This window comes from Tropicibacter oceani (genome assembly GCF_029958925.1).
GTDB lineage: Bacteria > Pseudomonadota > Alphaproteobacteria > Rhodobacterales > Rhodobacteraceae > Pacificoceanicola > Pacificoceanicola oceani.
This window is the reverse complement of record NZ_CP124616.1, coordinates 2,629,969-2,647,831: the sequence shown is the minus strand read 5'-3', so window position 1 is coordinate 2,647,831 and position 17,863 is coordinate 2,629,969. Positions and strand designations below refer to the sequence as shown.

At 63.7% G+C, this 17,863-nt stretch carries 17 protein-coding genes; 6 read left to right on the top strand and 11 right to left on the bottom strand.

All coding sequences use genetic code 11. The annotated features are described in order from the left end of the window. Positions 1–2 precede the first annotated feature (2 nt). The 10 genes from lpxA to frr all read right to left on the bottom strand — a co-directional run bounded on the left by lpxA (position 3) and on the right by frr (position 9,289). Complete coding sequence (gene lpxA, locus QF118_RS12780; RefSeq protein WP_282299439.1) at positions 3–791, bottom strand: acyl-ACP--UDP-N-acetylglucosamine O-acyltransferase; 789 nt, start codon at positions 789–791, stop codon at positions 3–5. Then, positions 788–1,249: a 3-hydroxyacyl-ACP dehydratase FabZ gene (gene fabZ, locus QF118_RS12775; protein WP_282299438.1), complete on the bottom strand. Its 462-nt coding sequence runs from the start codon at positions 1,247–1,249 to the stop codon at positions 788–790. Before fabZ ends, lpxA begins: the two co-directional genes overlap by 4 nt. A 63-nt stretch (positions 1,250–1,312) precedes the next feature. After that, on the bottom strand, positions 1,313–1,897 hold the full coding sequence (locus tag QF118_RS12770; protein ID WP_282299437.1) for an OmpH/Skp family outer membrane protein: 585 nt from the start codon (positions 1,895–1,897) through the stop codon (positions 1,313–1,315). 4 nt (positions 1,898–1,901) lie between these two features. Continuing rightward, positions 1,902–4,298, bottom strand: coding sequence for an outer membrane protein assembly factor BamA (bamA, locus tag QF118_RS12765; RefSeq protein WP_282299436.1), 2,397 nt, complete (start codon positions 4,296–4,298; stop codon positions 1,902–1,904). Between the two features lie 150 nt (positions 4,299–4,448). Next, positions 4,449–4,580, bottom strand: a complete 132-nt coding sequence (locus QF118_RS12760; RefSeq protein WP_282299435.1) for a hypothetical protein — start codon at positions 4,578–4,580, stop codon at positions 4,449–4,451. A gap of 79 nt (positions 4,581–4,659) precedes the next feature. After that, complete coding sequence (gene rseP / locus QF118_RS12755) at positions 4,660–6,003, bottom strand: RIP metalloprotease RseP (RefSeq protein ID WP_282299434.1); 1,344 nt, start codon at positions 6,001–6,003, stop codon at positions 4,660–4,662. A 23-nt stretch (positions 6,004–6,026) separates the two neighbouring features. Further along, positions 6,027–7,190 carry a 1-deoxy-D-xylulose-5-phosphate reductoisomerase gene (gene dxr / locus QF118_RS12750; protein WP_282299433.1) on the bottom strand — a complete coding sequence of 388 codons (1,164 nt, stop codon included), beginning with the start codon at positions 7,188–7,190 and terminating at the stop codon, positions 6,027–6,029. Positions 7,191–7,194: 4 nt separating this feature from the next. Then, entirely contained in the window at positions 7,195–7,869 is a 675-nt protein-coding gene (locus QF118_RS12745; protein WP_282299432.1) for a phosphatidate cytidylyltransferase, read from the bottom strand. Next, positions 7,866–8,591 (bottom strand): undecaprenyl pyrophosphate synthase, encoded by a 726-nt coding sequence (locus tag QF118_RS12740; RefSeq protein ID WP_282299431.1) that lies wholly within the window; start codon positions 8,589–8,591, stop codon positions 7,866–7,868. The genes QF118_RS12745 and QF118_RS12740 overlap by 4 nt, the downstream gene beginning before the upstream one ends. A gap of 134 nt (positions 8,592–8,725) precedes the next feature. Further along, entirely contained in the window at positions 8,726–9,289 is a 564-nt protein-coding gene (gene frr, locus QF118_RS12735; RefSeq protein ID WP_282299430.1) for a ribosome recycling factor, read from the bottom strand. Positions 9,290–9,692: 403 nt separating this feature from the next. On the opposite strand from frr, the gene QF118_RS12730 reads away from it, so the two are divergent. Then, positions 9,693–10,628 carry a GlxA family transcriptional regulator gene (locus QF118_RS12730; protein ID WP_282299429.1) on the top strand — a complete coding sequence of 312 codons (936 nt, stop codon included), beginning with the start codon at positions 9,693–9,695 and terminating at the stop codon, positions 10,626–10,628. Here the strand turns inward: QF118_RS12730 and pyrH are convergent. Next, positions 10,625–11,356 carry a UMP kinase gene (gene pyrH, locus QF118_RS12725; RefSeq protein ID WP_282299428.1) on the bottom strand — a complete coding sequence of 244 codons (732 nt, stop codon included), beginning with the start codon at positions 11,354–11,356 and terminating at the stop codon, positions 10,625–10,627. The two genes, QF118_RS12730 and pyrH, sit on opposite strands and share 4 nt — an antisense overlap. Positions 11,357–11,476: 120 nt before the next feature. Here pyrH and miaA point away from each other — a divergent pair, with 120 nt between their 5' ends. The 5 genes from miaA (at position 11,477) to QF118_RS12700 (ending at position 17,859) form a co-directional block, all read left to right on the top strand. Continuing rightward, entirely contained in the window at positions 11,477–12,388 is a 912-nt protein-coding gene (miaA, locus tag QF118_RS12720; RefSeq protein WP_394357059.1) for a tRNA (adenosine(37)-N6)-dimethylallyltransferase MiaA, read from the top strand. Next, entirely contained in the window at positions 12,385–13,230 is an 846-nt protein-coding gene (locus QF118_RS12715) for a helix-turn-helix transcriptional regulator (protein WP_282299427.1), read from the top strand. The genes miaA and QF118_RS12715 overlap by 4 nt, the downstream gene beginning before the upstream one ends. 220 nt (positions 13,231–13,450) lie before the next feature. Further along, the gene (locus tag QF118_RS12710) at positions 13,451–15,121 is read left to right on the top strand and encodes an ABC transporter substrate-binding protein (protein WP_282299426.1); all 1,671 of its coding nucleotides are present in this window, start codon (positions 13,451–13,453) and stop codon (positions 15,119–15,121) included. Between the two features lie 109 nt (positions 15,122–15,230). Beyond that, a complete protein-coding gene (locus QF118_RS12705; protein WP_282299425.1) occupies positions 15,231–16,406 on the top strand; it encodes an ABC transporter permease in 1,176 nt (391 codons plus the stop codon). Between the two features lie 10 nt (positions 16,407–16,416). After that, on the top strand, positions 16,417–17,859 hold the full coding sequence (locus QF118_RS12700; protein WP_282299424.1) for an ABC transporter permease: 1,443 nt from the start codon (positions 16,417–16,419) through the stop codon (positions 17,857–17,859). Positions 17,860–17,863 lie beyond the last annotated feature (4 nt).

Sequence of the window (17,863 nt, the reverse complement as noted above, 5' to 3'; positions counted from 1 at the left end):
GCTCAGCCCGGGGTCAGAAAGGACCGGTCGCTGTCGCCCAGCACGAAATCGACGATCTGGCGGACATAGACGCTTTGGGTTTCTTCGCCCAGACGGCGGGCGCGGTCCTGAAAGGCGCCTTCGCCCTGCGCCAGCATCTGAAAGGCCGCCCGCAGCGCCGTGATGTCCGACCGGTCGACGCCCTTGCGTTTCAGCCCCACCAGGTTCAGCCCGTCCAGCTTGCCGCGCGGCGCCTGCACCAGGCCATAGGGGATCACGTCGTTGGTCACCATGGTCACGGCGCCGATGATGGCCCCGCGCCCGATGCGCACCCATTGATGGACGCCGGACAACCCGCCGATGATCACATCATCCTCAAGCACGCAATGCCCGGCCAGCGCCGCGCTGTTGACCACGATCACCCGGTCACCGACCTGGGCGTCATGGGCGACGTGGCACCCCGCCATGAACAACCCGTCATCGCCGACACGGGTGACGCCGCCGCCGCCTTCGGTGCCGGTGTTCATGGTAACGTGTTCACGGATGCGGTTGCGTTTGCCGATCACCAGCCGGGTCTTTTCGCCCTTGAACTTGAGATCCTGCGGAATCTCGCCCAGCACGGCAAAGGGAAAGACCACGGTGTCGTCACCGATCTCGGTGCGCCCGCAAACCACCACATGCGATTTCAGCTGGACGCCCGCGCCCAGCACGACCTCGGGGCCGACATGACAGAACGGGCCGATGTGACAGCCCGCGCCAATCTGCGCGCCCGGTTCCACATAGGCGCTGGGATGAATGACAGTGTCGGTCAAGACGGCAGGTCCATCATGGCGGTGAATTCACATTCGGCGGCCATTTCGCCGTCGACCTCGGCCACGCCGCCGAATTTCCAGACCTTGCCGCCGGGCTTGCCGCGCAGCGTGGTCAGGTTCAGGCGCAGCTGGTCGCCGGGCACCACCTTGCGGCGGAATTTGCATTTGTCGATGGACATGAAATAGACCTTCATGTCCTTGTCTTCCATGCCAAGCGCCACGCCCACCATGACGGCAGCGGTCTGGGCCATGGCCTCGACGATGGTCACGCCGGGCATGATCGGCAGGCCCGGGAAATGGCCCTGGAAATGCGGCTCGTTCATGGTGACGTTCTTGATCCCGACACCGGATTTGGTTCCGTCGATGTCGACCACGCGATCCACCAGAAGGAAAGGATAGCGATGCGGGATGATCCTTTGGATCAGCTGGATGTCAGCGCTCAGCAGCGTATCGGTCATGGGGTGTCCTCGGGTCGGTGATGTGAACCATTGCCTAGCAAGTGGCAAAGGTTTGGGCAAGCGTCAGGGCTGCGTCGGCTGCGCGCTGTCGGGGTCATCCAGATCGCTGCCATCGCCGATCTGCGCATTGATCCGCTGGGTCACCAATTCGGTCACGTCAATAGCGGAGATCGCCACAAAGACCGACCGGCGTTCCAGGATCACGGCGGCGCGGGCCTCTTGCATGACCTCTTGCAGGACGGGCTGCACGGTGATGGCCATCTGGCGCCGGGCCTCGTCGGGGCGGGCGCTGACGGCGCGGGCCTTGGCATCCTGTTCGCGCCGCAGCCGTTGAACCTTTTCGTCAAAAGCCTCGGCCAAGGCCTTGAAATCCTTGGCTGCCAGCGTGGCGCGCTGTTGCGTCAGGCGGCGCTCTTCATCGGCCAGTTCGGTTTCGATCCGGCGGTTTTCCTGCGACAAGGCCGCGCCTTCGGCCTCGATCTCGGCCATGATGCGCTGGCCGAAATCGCTTTCGGCAAAGACCCGTTCGAATTCGATGACCAGAACCGGGCTTTGGATCACGCCTTCGTCAAGCGGTCCGCCAACGGATTGCGCCGCCAGGCCCAGCGGCCACAGCCCAAGCACCAGCAACGCAAGCCAGCGGCGCATCCGATCAGAATTCGGTCGAAACGGTCAGGTTGAAGTTCAGCGGCACGTCGCGCTTTTCCTTCTTGATCGCCTCGGAGAAGTTCAGGCGCAGCGGACCGATGAAGCTATCCCAGAAGACCGAGACACCGACCACGTGGCGGGCGCTGAAATCTTCGTAAAGGACGTTGGCCGTGCTGCTGTCCAGACCCCAGACCGAGCCGATGTCATAGAAGACACCACCGCTGATGCCGTATTCCTCGGGCAGGCCCAGCGGGAATTCGGCCTCAAAGCTGGCGACGGCGTAGAAATTGCCGCCCAGCTTGTCGTTGACGTCGGTGCCGGGGATGTATTCGCGCGGGCCCATGCCGCCGTATTCAAAGCCGCGCATCACGTTCGGCCCGATCACGAAACGGTCGTTCACCCGGCTGCTGCCCTTGGAATAGTGCAAGGCGCCGCCTTCGAACGAGGCACGCAGGGTCACCTCTTCGTTCATGATCTTGGTCTGCGCCACGGCGCGGGCCTTGGTACGCACGAAATTGGTGTCGCCGCCAAGCCCGCCGAAATCCTGACCGAATTCCAGCAGCACGCCGGCATTGGGGTTCAGGCCGGTGCGGCGCGTGTCATAGCTGAAGGTATACCCAAGCGAGCTGTCAAACCGTTCGCCCAGCGTGCCCTCGGCGCCGATGATCTCGCCGATGGTGGCATCGGGGTCGGGCGCGGCGGGGTTATAGACGTTGGTCTGGTCCAGGTCACGCAGGTCCGAATAGCGCAGCGTATAGCGCAATTGCAGCGCGCTGTTTTCCGACAGCGGAAAGGTGATCGTCGGCTGAAAGGTGCCTTCGGCGGTGTTGTAATAGGCCGACAGCAGGCTGGTTTCGGAATAGTTCAGCCCGATGCCAAAGGCGACGTCACGTCCCAGGAACCGCGGTTCGATGAAGGCCAGCGAATAGCGGTTCGACGACGACGCGGTCTGAATGGCAAAGCTGAAAGTCTGCCCGCGGCCCAGGAAGTTGCGTTCCGAAAAGGCAATCGAGGCGCCGAAACCGTCGGTGCTGGAGTACGAGCCGCCAAAGCTGAGCGCGCCGGTGGGCTTTTCCTCGACGTTGACGTCGACGATCACCTGGTTGGGGGTCGAACCTTCGCGGGCCTGAACGTCGGCGGTTTCAAAGAATCCCAGCGCGCGGATGCGTTCGGCGCTTTCGCGGATGGCGCGCGGGTTGAACGGGTCGCCCTCGACCACGTCGAACTGTTCGCGCACGACGCGGTCCAGCGTGGTGGTGTTGCCCTCGATGTCGATGCGTTCGACAAAGATCCGCTCGCCCCGGGTCAGCTGCAGCTCTACATCCAGCGTCAGGTCGCGGTCGTTGCGGGTGATGCGCGGATCGACGCGGACAAAGTTAAGCCCTTCCTTGATCGCCAGCCGTTCCAGGCGCGCGATCTCGTTTTCGACCAGGCTGGGCGAATAGGTGGCACCGGGACGCGCCTTGACCACGCTTTGGAACAGCTCGGGATCGACGTCGGGCAAATCCGAGGTCACGGTGATCTCACCGAACTTGAACTGCTGGCCTTCCTCGATGTTGAAGGTCACGAAATAGCCGTCGCGTTCCTCGGCCAGCTCGGCGTTGACGCCGGTGACACGGAAATCGACATAGCCGCGCGAAGCATAGAAATCGTTCAACAGCTGTTTGTCGAACTCGATCCGGTCCTCGATGAAGGTATCCTTGCGGATGAAGGCGCGCAGCAGGCCGGCCTGCTTGGTTTCCAGAACGCGGCGCAGCCGGCGGTCGGAATAGGTGCCGTTGCCGACAAAGCCGATCCGCTCGATTTCCGACACGCCGCCTTCGAATACCTCGAACACCAGGTCGACACGGTTGTCGCTGCGCTTGATCACCTTGGGGGTGACGCGGGCGGCGATGCGGCCCTGCTGGCTGTAGGCTTCGGAAATGGCCTGGGCGTCGGATTCGGCCACCCGCGGGCTGAAGACGCGGCGGGATTCGGACTGCACGATGGCGGCCAGGTCTTCGTCCTTGATCCGCTTGTTGCCTTCGAAATTGATGCGGTTCACCGTCGGATATTCGACAACACGGATCACCAGGGTCGATCCCTGCGGGATCAGATCAACGGATTCGAACAGGCCGGACCCGATCAGCCGCTGATAGGCATCGTTCAGCTGCGCTGCGCTGACACGTTCGCCGCGCGCGATACCGGCATAGGACAGGATGGTGCTGCCCTCGATCCGGGCGTTGCCCTCGATCGAGACGGCGTTGAAGGCAAAGCTCTGTGCATAGGCGACCTGCGGCAGCGTGACCGCCCCCGCCCCAGCGCCAAGCGCAATAGCCAGCGCCACCACCCTGGAAGCCCTGGAAACCCGATTTGCTTTCAAAAATCTGCGCGTGCTACGCGCGGAAATGACCTGTGCCATTCTCGCCAATCCATTCCGACATGCCTGAAGAAGTCACTATCGGGAATGGTGGGCCTTGTCAAAAGCCCAAGCGCCCCTTGTGCACAAGATGTAGCGTAAGAGCAGCAAATTGGCGCAAACCGGCCCAGGCCGCCTGCGCCGCTTGCCTGTTCACACCAGCATCATGCCAAGGTAGGCCCCGAAGAACAGGGCAAAGACGATGGTCGAGATATAAAGCAGCCGGTCCCAGTTGATCGAGACAAGCAGGCTCATGCTGCGGTATCCGGCGTGAATCGTTTGCATGGATTCGGTCCCTTTGTTTGCAGGACCTTTCTGACAGGTAAATGGGGCAGGATTTTGACCCCTGCCCCGCTTATTGTGGTCAGTTGCAGAACAAATCGTTGCCCAGGCCAAAGATCATCAACGCCAGGACAACAGTCAGCCCCATTGTCATCAGAACTTTCAGCGCCGTGTCGCTGGGCGGACGCCCGGAAACGGCCTCGTAGGCGTAGAAAACAAGGTGGCCGCCGTCCAGCACCGGGATCGGGAACAGGTTCAGCAGGCCGATGGCGGTGGACAGCACGGCGATGAACCAGATGAAGTTCGACGTGCCCTGGCTGGCCATGTCCCCCGAGGTTTCGGCAATGCCCAAGGGCCCGGACAGGTTGCAGGTGCTGATCGCCCCCGTCGCCATGTGCCAGATCCCCGAGATCGAGCCCTGGATGATGCGCCAGACCTGTTTGACACCGCCCCACAGCGCCTCGGTGAAACCGGGGGTGACGGTGGCCGGCTCGAACAGGATGCCGCCGACGATGCCGATGCGGTAATAGGTTGCGAACCCGCCATCGGGCTGCGGTTCATCCACCCGGCGCGGCGTCAGGTCCAGTTCAAGGATCTGACCATCGCGCCAGACCTCAAGCGCCAGCGTCGCCCCGTCCGAGCTTTCGACCTTGTCCTTCAGCTGGTCAAAGGCAAAGACCGGCTCCTGGTCGATGCTGATGATCACGTCGCCCTGCTTCATCCCGGCATCCCCCGCGGCCGAGCGCGGCGCGATCTGGGTCACGAAGGGCGGATAGACATAGGGGCCCGAAACCGTCATCTCGGTGCCGTCGCGCAGCACGGAATAGTCAAGAACCGCCTGTTTCGGCAGGCTTTTCATAAAGGCTTCGTAGGCCACGGGATCGTCGAAACCCGGCGGCGCCTTGCCTGCGATGCCGGTGATCTGGTCGCCGACCTGCAATTCCTGCGCGCCGGGCAGCGGGCGCAGATCGCCCACGGTCAGTGGTTCGGCGACAACGCCGCGGAACATGATCACGCCGGTAAAGATCACGATCGACAGGGCAAAGTTGAACAGCGGCCCGGCGGCCACGGTCGCGGTGCGCGCCCAAAGCGGCGCCCCCTCCATGGTCGAGCGCAGCGCCTCCTTGTCGAGCGATTTGTAGACGTCTTCGTCGCGCCCGCCCGATGCATTCGCATCGCCGCGGAATTTCACGTATCCGCCAAACGGCAAGGCCGCGATCTGCCATTTCGTGCCATAGCTGTCGTGTTTCGACCACAGCACCGGCCCGAACCCAAGCGAGAAGACCTCGGGGTAGATCCCGGTTTTCTTGCCGACGATATAGTGGCCGTATTCATGGATGGTCACGATCACGGAAAGCGCGACAACGAAAGCGATCAGCGTCCAAAGCATCCCGCCGAACTGCGGGATCAGGGTGGTCATATCCAAAATTCAGCCCCCTTTTAGAGCACTCATTGTGTCATTATCTCACGCGCCTTCTGCCGTGCGAGATGGTCTGCATGATGCACGTTATCAAGAGTAACTTCGGCATCAATAAGGCCAGTATGGGCCGAAAGACTGGTTAACACCTCTTCGACAACGCCCGCCATGCGGGTGAAATTGATGCGTTTTTCGATGAACCCATCCAGCGCGGTTTCCTTGGCGGCATTGAACACCGCGCCGCTCAGACCGCCGGTCTGCATCACCTCGCGCGCCAGGCGCAGTGCCGGCCAGCGGGTTTCGCAGGCCGGGCGAAAGGTCAGCTGCCCCAGCTTGACCAGGTCCAGCCGCTCGACCGGCAGGGTCTTGCGATCGGGATAGTGCAGCGCAAAGCCGATGGCATGGCGCATGTCCGCCGGGCCGACATGGGCCATCAGCGCGCCATCGTTGAACCCGACCAGCGCATGGATCATCGATTCCGGGTGCACCACGGTTTCGATCTTGCCCGGGTCGATCTGGAAAAACTCTTTGGTTTCGATAAGTTCCAGGGCCTTGTTGAACATCGACGCACTGTCGATGGTGATGCGCTGCCCCATGTCCCAGTTGGGATGCGTCGCCGCCTGTTCCGGGGTTGCCTTGTGCAGGTCCTCAAGCGGCCAGTCGCGAAAGGCACCGCCCGAGGCGGTGATCACAATGCGTTCGACCGCGGCGATGTCTTCGCCCAGAAGCGCCTGGAACACCGCCGAATGTTCGCTGTCGACCGGCAGCAGACGCCCGCCCGCCGACTGCGCCGTGCGCAGCATCAAGGGCCCGGCGCAGACCATGCTTTCCTTGTTGGCCAGCGCCAGCGCCGCGCCGCCCTGCAGCGCGCGCAGCCCCGGTTCAAGCCCGGCGGCGCCGACGATGGCGGACATCACCCAATCGGCGGGCCGCTCGGCCGCCTCGATCAGGGCGGCGCGCCCGGCGGCGGCCTCGATCCCGGTGCCGGCCAGGGCATCGCGCAGGGCCGGCAAGGCTGCCTCGTCCGCGACCACGGCGATCTGCGCGCGCAGCCGGATCGCATCGCGTGCCAGCCGCGCGGCATTGGCGCCGCCGGTCAGGGTGACGACCTCATAGGCTTCGGGGGCGCGGGCGATCAGGTCGATGGTGCTTTGCCCGATCGACCCGGTGGCCCCTAGAATGGAAATGCGTCTCATGGCCCTATCCGAACAGGCCCAGGACGGCGGCCAGCGCGCCGACGGCCAACAGCCCGTCAAAGCGGTCCAGAACCCCGCCGTGCCCCGGAATGATGTTCGAGCTGTCCTTGACCCCCATGCGCCGCTTGATCGCGCTTTGGGCAATGTCGCCCAGCTGAGAGGCAAAGGACAGCGCCACCGCGATCAGCACGAACGGCATCAGCGCCGGGCCTTCGTCAAACAGCGCGCCATGCGACACCAGCGCCAGCACCGCTGAGCCGAACCAGCCGCCCAGAACGCCGGACCAGGTCTTTTTCGGGCTGATCGCAGGCCAGAATTTCGGCCCGCCCACGGCGCGCCCGGTGAAATAGCCAAGGGTGTCGGTCACCGCCACCAGCCCCACAAGGTACAACAGCAGCCCGCGCCCGAATTGCGCCGACACGGTCCAAAGCCCCCAAAGGCCCAGCACGAACAGCACCGCATAAAGCGCCAGCGCCCGCACGTCGGACGGGCCAAGCCCGCCAGCCTGCTGTTTGATCCGGGCGATGCGCCACAGCTCCCATGCGCCGATGATCCCGGCCACGCCCAGCAAAAGGCCAAAGGCGCCATGCCCCGAAAGGATCGCCGCTAGCCCGATCACCACCATGACAAGGGCCGAAATCAGCCGGGTGCGCAGATCGCTCCAGTTCGCGCCGCTCATGTCTTGACCGCCCCGAAACGGCGATCGCGCTGCGCGTAGGATGTCACCAGGCGGCCCAGTTCCTCGGCGCTGAAATCGGGCCAGAGCGTGTCGACGAATTCGTATTCCGCATAGGCCGACTGCCAGAGCAGAAAGTTCGATATCCGCGCCTCGCCGCTGGTGCGGATCACCAAGTCGGGGTCGGGCAGCACATGGGTGTCCAGATAGCGCGGCAGGGTTTCCTCGTCGACCAGCGCCGGGTCCAGCTTGCCGTCGGCCACGTCCTGCGCCAGCCGCTGGGTGGCGCGCGCCACCTCGTCCCGGCCGCCATAGTTCAGCGCGATGGTCAGGTTGGTGCCGGTGCAATCCTCGGTCAGGGTTTCCAGCTCATCCATGAGGTTGATCAGCTTGTCGTCCAGCCGCACGCGGTCGCCGATAAAGCGCACCTGCACGTCCTGTTTTTTCAGCGCCCGCGCCTCTTTCGAGATGTAGCGCCGGAACAGGCTCATCAGACCGGCGACCTCGACCTGGGTGCGTTTCCAGTTTTCCGTCGAAAAGGCAAAGATCGTCAGGTACTTGATGCCCAGATCGGGGCAGGCCTCGACGACCTCGCGCACGCGTTTGGCGCCGGCGTGATGGCCGAACAGGCGCGGCCGGCCGCGCATCGTGGCCCAGCGTCCATTGCCGTCCATGATGATGGCCACATGGCGCGGGCCATCGGTCTCACGAAAGGGTTTGGTCATCGGGCAATCCTTGAAAAACGGGTCGGCAGGCGGTCATAGACAATCCGCGCCGCATTGGCAAAGCCGCCGGCCCGCGTATCGGCGCCCCGGCGCCGCAGGGCGGCAATCCGGGGCTGGGCGCGGGCCTGCGCGGGTCAGACCTGCATGATTTCTTCTTGTTTGTTCTCAAGCGCTTCATCGACGTTCTTGATGTATTTGTCGGTCAGGTCCTGAACTTCCTGTTCCCAGAACTTCTGATCGTCTTCGCTCATCCCGTCGGACTTGGCCTTCTTGATCTGGTCCATGCCGTCGCGGCGCACGTTGCGGATGCTGACGCGGGCGTGTTCGGCATAGTTGCCCGCCACCTTGGTCAGCTCGCGGCGGCGTTCTTCGTTCAATTCGGGGATCGGCAGCATGATGATGGTGCCGTTCAGCTGCGGGTTGATGCCCAGCCCGCTTTCGCGGATCGCCTTTTCGACCTTGCCGACCAGCCCCTTGTCCCAGACGTTGATGGTGACCATGCGCGGTTCGGGCACGTTGACGGTGCCGACCTGGTTGATCGGGGTCTGCGAGCCATAGGCATCCACCATGATCGGCTCGAGCATCGAGCCCGAGGCCCGCCCGGTGCGCAGCGATGCGAATTCGGTCCGCAAGTTGGCGATCGCCCCATCCATACGGCGTTTCAGATCATCGGTATCCAGTTCGAAATCATCGGACATCTGCTCGTCTCTCCCATCGTCCAGGCGCGCCCCTTGGGGCGGTGTTTTGCTGTTCCTGCTATAACCCCAGAATGTCGCGCTTGTATAGGGCGCGCCGAATGGACTGGCGGCGAAAACCCCGGCGGCGGGGGGTTGATCGCCGGGCAGACTGTCTGGGCAGGGCGTCGTGGTGGCGATTTGCCCCGGTCAGATCTGGCGGACTTCCCTTTTTCATGCGGCAAATGCCCATGCCGTTGCCGTTTTGTGCTGCAACGGTCCGATTTCATGCAGGATTGCCGACACGCCGCGCCGATTGCCCAGCATCTTGGACGGCAAGGATATATTTACCGTTTTCGTGCACAAAAAGCCCAAGTCCGGGGTGAACCGGACCGCAAATGCCCAAACTCATGCACGAAAGTCCATCATGCAGGTGTCGCTTGTCTTGTTCCCGGAAATGCCGATCCTGACCTATGCCCTGACGCACGAGGTGCTGACGCTGGCCAATCGCTGCGCCGGGCGCGACCTGTTTTCGTGGCAATGCCGCACCGTCACCGGCCAGCCGATCACCACGCAAGAGGGCGTTGCCCTGCCCCCAGATCTGGCCGGTTGGCAAGACGCCGAAAGCATCGACCTGATCCTGTTGTGTGCCGGCAGCCAGCCCTTGCGGCATCTGCCCATGGGCCTGCGCGGGTTCCTTGGCCGCGCCGCCACTGCGCAATCGACGCTGGGCGGTCTGGGGACCGGCACGCTGGTCCTGGCCGAACTGGGCCACCTTGAGGGGCGCGAGGCGGTGCTGGAGGGCGCAGACCAAGTGGAACACCGCGGGAAATGGCCCGGCATCGCCCGCTCGGGCGCGAATTTCTGTATGGATCGCCAAAGGCTTACCGCCCGCAGTGGGTTGCCGGTTGTCGATGCGCTTTCGGCCTGGATCGGGCGCACCGCATCCCCGGCGCTGGCGGCGCAAGTCTCGGACGCCTTTTCGCCGGGTCCGTTGGCAAAGCCCGGCGAAACCCAGAAACTGCCCCGGACATCCGATCCGGTCTTGATGCGGATGCAGGCGGTCATGGCCTCGAACCTGGAACAGCCCATCGCGCTGGAGGTCGTCGCCCGGGAGCTGGAGCTGAGCCCGAAACAGATGCGGACCCGCTGCCAGAACGGGCTGGGGGTCACGCCGATGCATGCCTATTTGCAACTGCGTCTGGACCGCGCCCGGGCGCTGGTCCGAGAGACCGAGCTGAGCGTGCAGGACATCGCGACCGCCACGGGGTTTGTGTCGCCGTCGGCCTTTACTCGCAGCTATCGCACGCACTTCGGGGAAACGCCGCGCGACATGCGCGCGGCCCGTCGCCCCAGGGCTTAGCTGTGCACCCGGGTATAGGTGCCCTGCCCGGCCAGGATGCCCTTGAAGCCGCCCGGCTCGTCCAGCGAAAAGACGATGATCGGCAGGTTGTTGTCGCGCGCCAGGGCGATGGCACTGGCGTCCATCACGTTCAGGTGCTTGGCCAGGACATCGTCGTAGGTGACGTTGTCATAGCGCACCGCATCGGCATGCTTGACCGGGTCCTTGTCATAGACGCCGTCCACCTTGGTCCCCTTGAAGATCGCCTCGCAAGCCATTTCATTCGCTCGCAAAGTTGCCGCCGTATCGGTGGTGAAATAGGGGTTTCCGGTGCCCGCCGCAAAAATGCAGACACGCTTTTTCTCAAGGTGGCGCACGGCGCGGCGGCGGATGTAGGGTTCGGCCACCTCGTCCATGCGGATCGCGGAAATCACCCGGGTAAAGACGCCCAAGCCCTCAAGCGCGGATTGCATCGCCAGCGCGTTCATAACCGTCGCCAGCATGCCCATGTAGTCGGCGGTGGTGCGCTCCATCCCCTGGGCGCTGCCCGCGAGGCCGCGAAAGATGTTGCCGCCGCCGATGACCATGCAGATCTCGACGCCCATGTCGCGCACGGTCTTGACCTCGTTGGCGATGCGCTCGACGGTGGGGGGATGCAGGCCAAAGCCTTGGGGGCCCATCAATGCCTCGCCCGAGATCTTCAACATCACGCGATTGAACTTGGTTTGTGGCGTGCCGTTCTCGCTCATGTTGCGCTCCGTCTTGGCTGGGGGATATGATCGCGTCATGTTTGGCGCAAAACCGCAGCGGCTGCAATGGCCGAGCGCCGCGTTGCGGCGAAGCCCAGGGGCAGAAACGGACAAGGCACGATGACAACCTCGCAGATGGAGGCCGCCAGCGCAGTGGCGCGTGGGTTCGATCCCGCGCGGCACGTGTTGATCGCAGGGCCCACCGCCAGCGGCAAATCGGCCCTTGCGCTGGCGCTGGCGCGTGATCAGGGCGGCGTGATCGTCAACGCCGATGCGATCCAAGTCTATGAAAACTGGCGCATTCTGACCGCGCGCCCCAGTGCAGAGGAGGCGGCGTTGGCGCCGCATGCGCTGTATGGGCACCTGCCCGCGGATCACCCCTATTCGGTCGGCGAATGGCTGCGCGACGTGGCGCGGCTGTTGCAAGGCGGCCAGCGGTTGATCATCACCGGGGGCACCGGGCTTTATTTCACCGCGCTGACCGAAGGGCTGGCCGATATCCCCGAAACGCCTCCGCACATTCGCGCCATGGGCGAGGCGCGGCTGCAGCGCGACGGGTTGGAGGTGATTGCAGGGGAATTGGACGCCCAGACCGCCGCCAGAATCGATCTGCGCAATCCGGCCCGCGTCATGCGCGCCTGGGAGGTGCTGAAAACCACCGGCAAAGGTCTGGCGCAGTGGCAGGACGACACGCCCGCGCCGCTTTTGCCGCTGGATCATGCGCAAACCGCCCTTTTTGATGCACCAAAGGACTGGCTGACCCCAAGGATCGAAACCCGCTTTCACACGATGGTCGCGGCTGGCGCGCTGGACGAGGCGCGCGCCAATCTTGCGACCTGGTCGCCTGCCCTGCCAGCCTCGAAGGCGATCGGCGCGGCCGAGCTGATCGCCGTGCTGCAAGACCAGATGACCCTGCCCGAGGCCATCGCCCGCGCCACCATCCTGACCCGCCAGTTCGCCAAGCGCCAGCGCACCTGGTTCAAGGCCCGCATGAAGGCCTGGCAGACCATCCATCCATCGGTGCTGGCATGAGCACGGTCCCCACCTTTCTGCGCAAGGCCATGCCGCCGCCCCCCGCCCCCAAGGGGCCGATCAGTTGCGGCTCTTTCGGGCTGGCGGCGCAGGGGGCGCCGTGGAAATACACCCTGCATCATGACCGCGCCGAGAATTTCCTGCTGTGGATCACCCGCGGCCAGGGGCGCGTGACGATCAACGGCATCCGGCGCGGCGTGTCGATGCACTCGGCCTTGTACCTGCCGGCCGGAACGCTGATGTCCATCGACCTGCCAAACACCGCGCAGGCGCTGTATCTGGAAAGCCCCGCGGGGCTGACCGGCACCCTGCCCAAAGAGCCGCTTTTGCTGCGGGTGCGGGACAGTCTGGCGCAGGCGGAACTGACCGGGGCGATCGACACCATGCAGCGCGAACTGGCGCAGCGCCGGCCGTTTCTGGACGATGCCATCGCGGCGCATGTGTCGCTGGTCGGGGTCTGGCTGAACCGCCAGCTGCGCGCCGGCAGCGCCGACGCCCCCAAGGAAAAGGCTGCCGAACGGCTGACCCGGCGCTTTGCCCAGATGGTGACGCGCGACTATCGCACCCCGATGCTGATGGCCGATTACGCCGAGGCGCTGGACGTCACGCCGACGCATTTGACCCGGGTATGCCGGCAGTGCAGCGGACGGACCGCCGCCGACATCCTGACCGAACGCAAGCTGCACGCGGCCCGCATCGCCCTGGAGCGGCCCAAACCGACGGTGCAGCAGGTGGCGCGCGACCTGGGCTTTGCCTCTCCGGCCTATTTCACGCGGTTCATGCAGAACCATACAGGGTTGTCCCCCAGCGCGCTGCGCAACCGGACAAAGGCCCGCGCCTGACGCATTTCCCGCGACCTTGTCCATTTGCGCCCTTGATTGTCGCATTTGAATAAGGGACATGTCGTTTTTGAGCCATGAAACGGCGAAAGCAATCATTGACGCGGCTTGGCAAGTCATGCGCAATGGGCAGGACACGGGGGCACGTCCAGGACGCCGAAAGCGGCACAGGGACAAGAACAAGACCCCAAAACCACGAAACTTGTGTCACAGGGAGATAAACATGACGCAATCGCAAACGCGCGGCCGGATCCATCCGGCAGCCGAAATGTATGCACAGGAACTGAAGGCCGGCACGCTGAGCCGCCGTGAATTCCTGGCGCGCAGCACCGCACTGGGACTGTCGGCATCGGCCGCCTATGCCCTGGGCGGGCTTGGCAGCCCGGCTCAGGCCGCGGCGCATTCCCAGCAGGGCGGCACCCTGCGCATCCAGCAAGAGGTGCGCGCGCTCAAGGATCCGCGCACCATGGACTGGACGCAGATTTCCAACTTTACCCGCGGCTGGCTGGAATACATGGTCGAATACAACCGCGACGGCAGCCTGCGCGGCATGTTGCTGGAAAGCTGGGACACCAATGACGACGCCACCGAATACACGCTGAACCTGCGTCCCGGTGTGACCTGGAACAACGGCGATGCCTTCAACGCCGATGACGTGGTGCGCATGTTCGCCTATTGGTGTGACAAGACGGTCGAGGGCAACTCGATGGCGGGCCGCATGGCGTCGCTGGTCGATCCCGAAACCAACAAGCTGCGCGATGGCGCGGTGACCAAGATCGACGATGTGACCGTCAAGGTCACGCTGCCCACGCCCGACATCTCGATCATCGTCGGCATGGCCGATTACCCGGCAGCCGTGGTGCACGCGGACCACGACCCCGACACCATGCTGACCCAGGCCCTGGGCACCGGCCCCTACCTGCCGGACGGGCTGGAAGTGGGCGTCAAGGGTGCGCTGGTGCGCAACGAGAACCACACATGGTGGGGCGCAACCGCCGAAGGCATCGGCGGCGCCTACCTGGACCGGATCGAGTTCATCGACTACGGCACCGACCCGGCGGCCTGGATCGCGGCGGTCGAATCCGAAGAAGTCGACATGCTGTACCAGAACGTCAACGAATTCATCGACATCGGCGATGCCATCGGCTGGGAGAAATCCGAAGTCGTGACCGGCGCCACGGTGGTTCTGCGCTTTAACCAGCAGACCAAGGTCGGCGACATTGCGCCCTATTCGGACGTGCGCGTGCGCAAGGCGCTGCAGATCGCGGTCAACAACGAAACCTGCCTCGAGCTGGGCTATGCCGGTCTGGGCGTGGTGGCGGAAAACCACCATGTCGCGCCGGTTCACCCCGAATACGCCGACATCGGCGGCACCGAGTTCAACCCCGATGCCTCGATGGCGATGCTCGAAGAGGCCGGAATGGCCGATTTCGTGCACGAGCTGATCACCCTGGACGACGGGTTCACCAAGAACACCGGTGACGCCGCCGCCGCGATGATGCGCGACGCGGGCATCCAGGTGGAACGCACGGTGATGCCGGGCTCGACCTTCTGGAACGACTGGGCCAAGTACCCGCTGTCGATCACCGAATGGAACCACCGCCCCCTGGGCGTGCAGGTTCTGGCGCTGGCCTACCGGTCGGGCGAGGCCTGGAACGAAGCGGGCTATTCCAACCCCGAATTCGACGCCAAGCTGAACGAAGCCATGTCCATCGCCGATGCGGACAAGCGCCGCGAGGTGATGAAGGACATCGAAAAGATCATGCAGGACGACGGCGTGATCATCCAGCCGTACTGGCGGTCGCTGTACCGTCACTACAAGCCGGGCATCGTGGGCGCCGAAATGCACCCCTCGTTCGAGATCCACGTCTACAAGCTGGGCTTTGCAGCCTGACAATGACCAAGGCGGCCGCCCCCATCCGGGGCGGCCGTCCCTTTCCGATCTGATCGGAACCCAATGAAAAGACAGGGCAAACCCTGCTTTCACAACAACAGGGACGACCATGGGATTGTTCATACTCAGGCGCGTCGGTGTGATGATGCTCACCGCTTTGTGCCTAACCTTCATCGTCTTCTTCCTGACGAACCTCTATCCGAACCTGGAAAAGCTGGCCAAATCCGAAGGCAACTTCCGGATGACGGATATCGAGGTCGCCACCTGGCTGAGCCGCAACGGCTATCGCTCGCCCGTCGATCCCGATGTGCTGGCGCAGTTCCGGTCCGGCCAGATCACCCAGGAAGAGGCGTCATCCCTGGTCAACACCGGCTTTGATCCGCGGCTGCTGCGCAACTATGGCGAATGGCTGGGCGTGCTGCCCGGCTTTGTCATCGAAGACAGCGAAGGCAACGTCAGCGCGCGCTGCGTTCTGCCCGGCATGACGCTGGACCAGGCCCCGAAATTCTGCGGCATCCTGCAGGGGCACTGGGGCTGGTCGACCCAGTTCAAACAGCCCGTGGGCGACCTGGTCGCCACCCGTCTGGGCTTGACCGGCAAACTGATGTTCTGGGTGATCGTGCTGATGGTGCCCTCGGCGTTGATCGTCGGGGTGTTGGCGGGCATGCGCGAAGGGTCGGTCACCGACCGCGCCCTGTCGACCTTTTCGATCACCACGACCGCGACGCCGGAATATGTCTCGGGGGTGATCTTCATCGCGCTGCTGGCCAGTTCGAAATACGGGCTGTCGCCGCTGCTGGTCGAATGGGGCTGGATCGAAAGCAAGACCCTGTTCAAGGGATCGGCCGCCAGCGCCATGGACAACGCGACCTTTGAAAACTTCTTTCTGCCGGTGCTGACCATCGCGCTGTATGGCATGGGCTATATCGCGCGGATGACGCGGGCCTCGATGGCCGAGGTCATGACATCCCAGTACATCCGTACCGCGCGGCTGAAAGGCGTGAGCTTTCCCAACATCGTGATGAAACACGCCCTGCGCAACGCGCTGATCGCGCCCTTTACGGTGATCATGCTGCAGTTTCCCTGGCTGTTGAACGGCGTGGTGATCGTCGAGACCCTGTTCAGCTACAAGGGCTTTGGCTGGAACCTGGTGCAGGCTGCCGGAAACAACGACATCGAAATGCTTTTGGGCGTCTCGGTCGTGTCGGTCATCGTGGTGCTGGTGACGCAGCTCATTTCCGACATCGGCTATGTCTATCTCAACCCGCGCATCAGCGTAACCTAAGGGGCTGCTCATGGAACCGCTTACATGGACCGGCAGCCTGGGCGCTGTGCTTGATCCGATCCTTTTCTACCTGGTCCCGGCCTTTGTCGCCGTGATCGCGCTGCGCATGCTGCTGTCGGTCTTTGAACCGGACACCGGCATCCAGACCAATGCCGACGGCACGATCATCGCCACTGGCGGTGTCTGGGGTCTGGTGCGGTCGGTGTCGAACCTGCTGGGCCTGGCGCTGATCGCGCTTGTGCTGGCCTATATCGTCATCGGCGCGGCCATGGGCCCCAAGGCCGGCATCGTCGGCGCCGTTTGCCGCCAGTTCACCCCGGTCTGGGTGGCGCTGGTGCTGACCTTTGTGCTGTCGATCCGTTACAAGCGGCGGCTTGGCCTTTATGGCAAGCTGTTCGACAGCACCGTCGGGATGATCGGCTTTGCGCTGGTGATGTTCTGGGTCTACACGGCCTTTTTCACCGCCGCCTTTGACTGGATCGCCACGCACGAGGCGCTCAGCCAGGCCTCGGGCATGAAGAACAAGCTGCCCGGCACGCCTTTGCGCGGCGCCGAAGAGGGTGAGTACGCCTGGTACCTGCTGGGCGGCGACAATCTGGCGCGCGATGTCTTTACGCGCATGGTCAAGGGATCGACCATCGTGATCGCCATCGCGCCGATGGCGACGCTGTTCGCCTTCATGGTGGGGATCACCCTTGGCCTGCCCGCCGGGTACTATGGCGGACGGCTGGACACGGTTCTGAGCTTTCTGGCCAACCTGATCCTGGCCTTTCCGGTGATCTTGCTGTTCTACCTGCTGGTGACGCCGGAAATCGTGGCGACCGGGTTGCCGCAATACCTGGCGGTTTTCCTGTTCGTCTTTCCGATGATCTTTGCCGGGGGGCTGATCCATTCGCGCTATCGCACGCAACCGGCCAAGAACCTGACCTGGCTGGTAATCATCCTGACGCCGATGTTCCTGGTCTACATGGCGGCCGTGAACGCACCGGGCAGCAAGATCGGCTTTTGGCCGCTGGATTTCATCCCGATGGACGGCGGGTTGCTGACGGTCTTTGTTTCGGTCGTGTTCGTCAATTCGCCCACGGTGTTCCGCATCGTGCGCGGCCTGACCATGGACATCAAGACGCGCGACTACGTGGCCGCGGCGCAAACCCGCGGCGAACGGCCCTGGTACATCATGCTGTGGGAAATCCTGCCCAACGCGCGCGGTCCGCTGATCGTCGATTTCTGCCTGCGCATCGGCTATACCACCATCCTTTTGGGAACCCTGGGATTCTTTGGGCTGGGGCTGTCGTCCGAAAGCCCGGACTGGGGCACCACGATCAATGACGGGCGCAAGCTGTTGTCGATCTACCTGCACCCGGCGATTGCGCCGGCGCTGGCGCTGCTGAGCCTGGTGTTGGGGTTGAACCTGCTGGCCGATGGCCTGCGCGAGGAATCCTTGCGCGATTGAGGAA

What these genes read in the sequence shown, in the direction of transcription:
- dxr (WP_282299433.1), bottom strand. Translation starts at nt 7,190, where the DNA reads ATGAGACGCATTTCCATTCTAGGGGCCACCGGGTCGATCGGGCAAAGC.
- QF118_RS12705 (WP_282299425.1), top strand. Translation starts at nt 15,231, where the DNA reads ATGGGATTGTTCATACTCAGGCGCGTCGGTGTGATGATGCTCACCGCT.
- miaA (WP_394357059.1), top strand. Translation starts at nt 11,477, where the DNA reads ATGACAACCTCGCAGATGGAGGCCGCCAGCGCAGTGGCGCGTGGGTTC.
- fabZ (WP_282299438.1), bottom strand. Translation starts at nt 1,249, where the DNA reads ATGACCGATACGCTGCTGAGCGCTGACATCCAGCTGATCCAAAGGATC.
- bamA (WP_282299436.1), bottom strand. Translation starts at nt 4,298, where the DNA reads ATGGCACAGGTCATTTCCGCGCGTAGCACGCGCAGATTTTTGAAAGCA.
- QF118_RS12745 (WP_282299432.1), bottom strand. Translation starts at nt 7,869, where the DNA reads ATGAGCGGCGCGAACTGGAGCGATCTGCGCACCCGGCTGATTTCGGCC.
- QF118_RS12770 (WP_282299437.1), bottom strand. Translation starts at nt 1,897, where the DNA reads ATGCGCCGCTGGCTTGCGTTGCTGGTGCTTGGGCTGTGGCCGCTGGGC.
- frr (WP_282299430.1), bottom strand. Translation starts at nt 9,289, where the DNA reads ATGTCCGATGATTTCGAACTGGATACCGATGATCTGAAACGCCGTATG.
- QF118_RS12740 (WP_282299431.1), bottom strand. Translation starts at nt 8,591, where the DNA reads ATGACCAAACCCTTTCGTGAGACCGATGGCCCGCGCCATGTGGCCATC.
- QF118_RS12700 (WP_282299424.1), top strand. Translation starts at nt 16,417, where the DNA reads ATGGAACCGCTTACATGGACCGGCAGCCTGGGCGCTGTGCTTGATCCG.
- QF118_RS12760 (WP_282299435.1), bottom strand. Translation starts at nt 4,580, where the DNA reads ATGCAAACGATTCACGCCGGATACCGCAGCATGAGCCTGCTTGTCTCG.
- QF118_RS12715 (WP_282299427.1), top strand. Translation starts at nt 12,385, where the DNA reads ATGAGCACGGTCCCCACCTTTCTGCGCAAGGCCATGCCGCCGCCCCCC.
- pyrH (WP_282299428.1), bottom strand. Translation starts at nt 11,356, where the DNA reads ATGAGCGAGAACGGCACGCCACAAACCAAGTTCAATCGCGTGATGTTG.
- QF118_RS12730 (WP_282299429.1), top strand. Translation starts at nt 9,693, where the DNA reads ATGCAGGTGTCGCTTGTCTTGTTCCCGGAAATGCCGATCCTGACCTAT.
- QF118_RS12710 (WP_282299426.1), top strand. Translation starts at nt 13,451, where the DNA reads ATGACGCAATCGCAAACGCGCGGCCGGATCCATCCGGCAGCCGAAATG.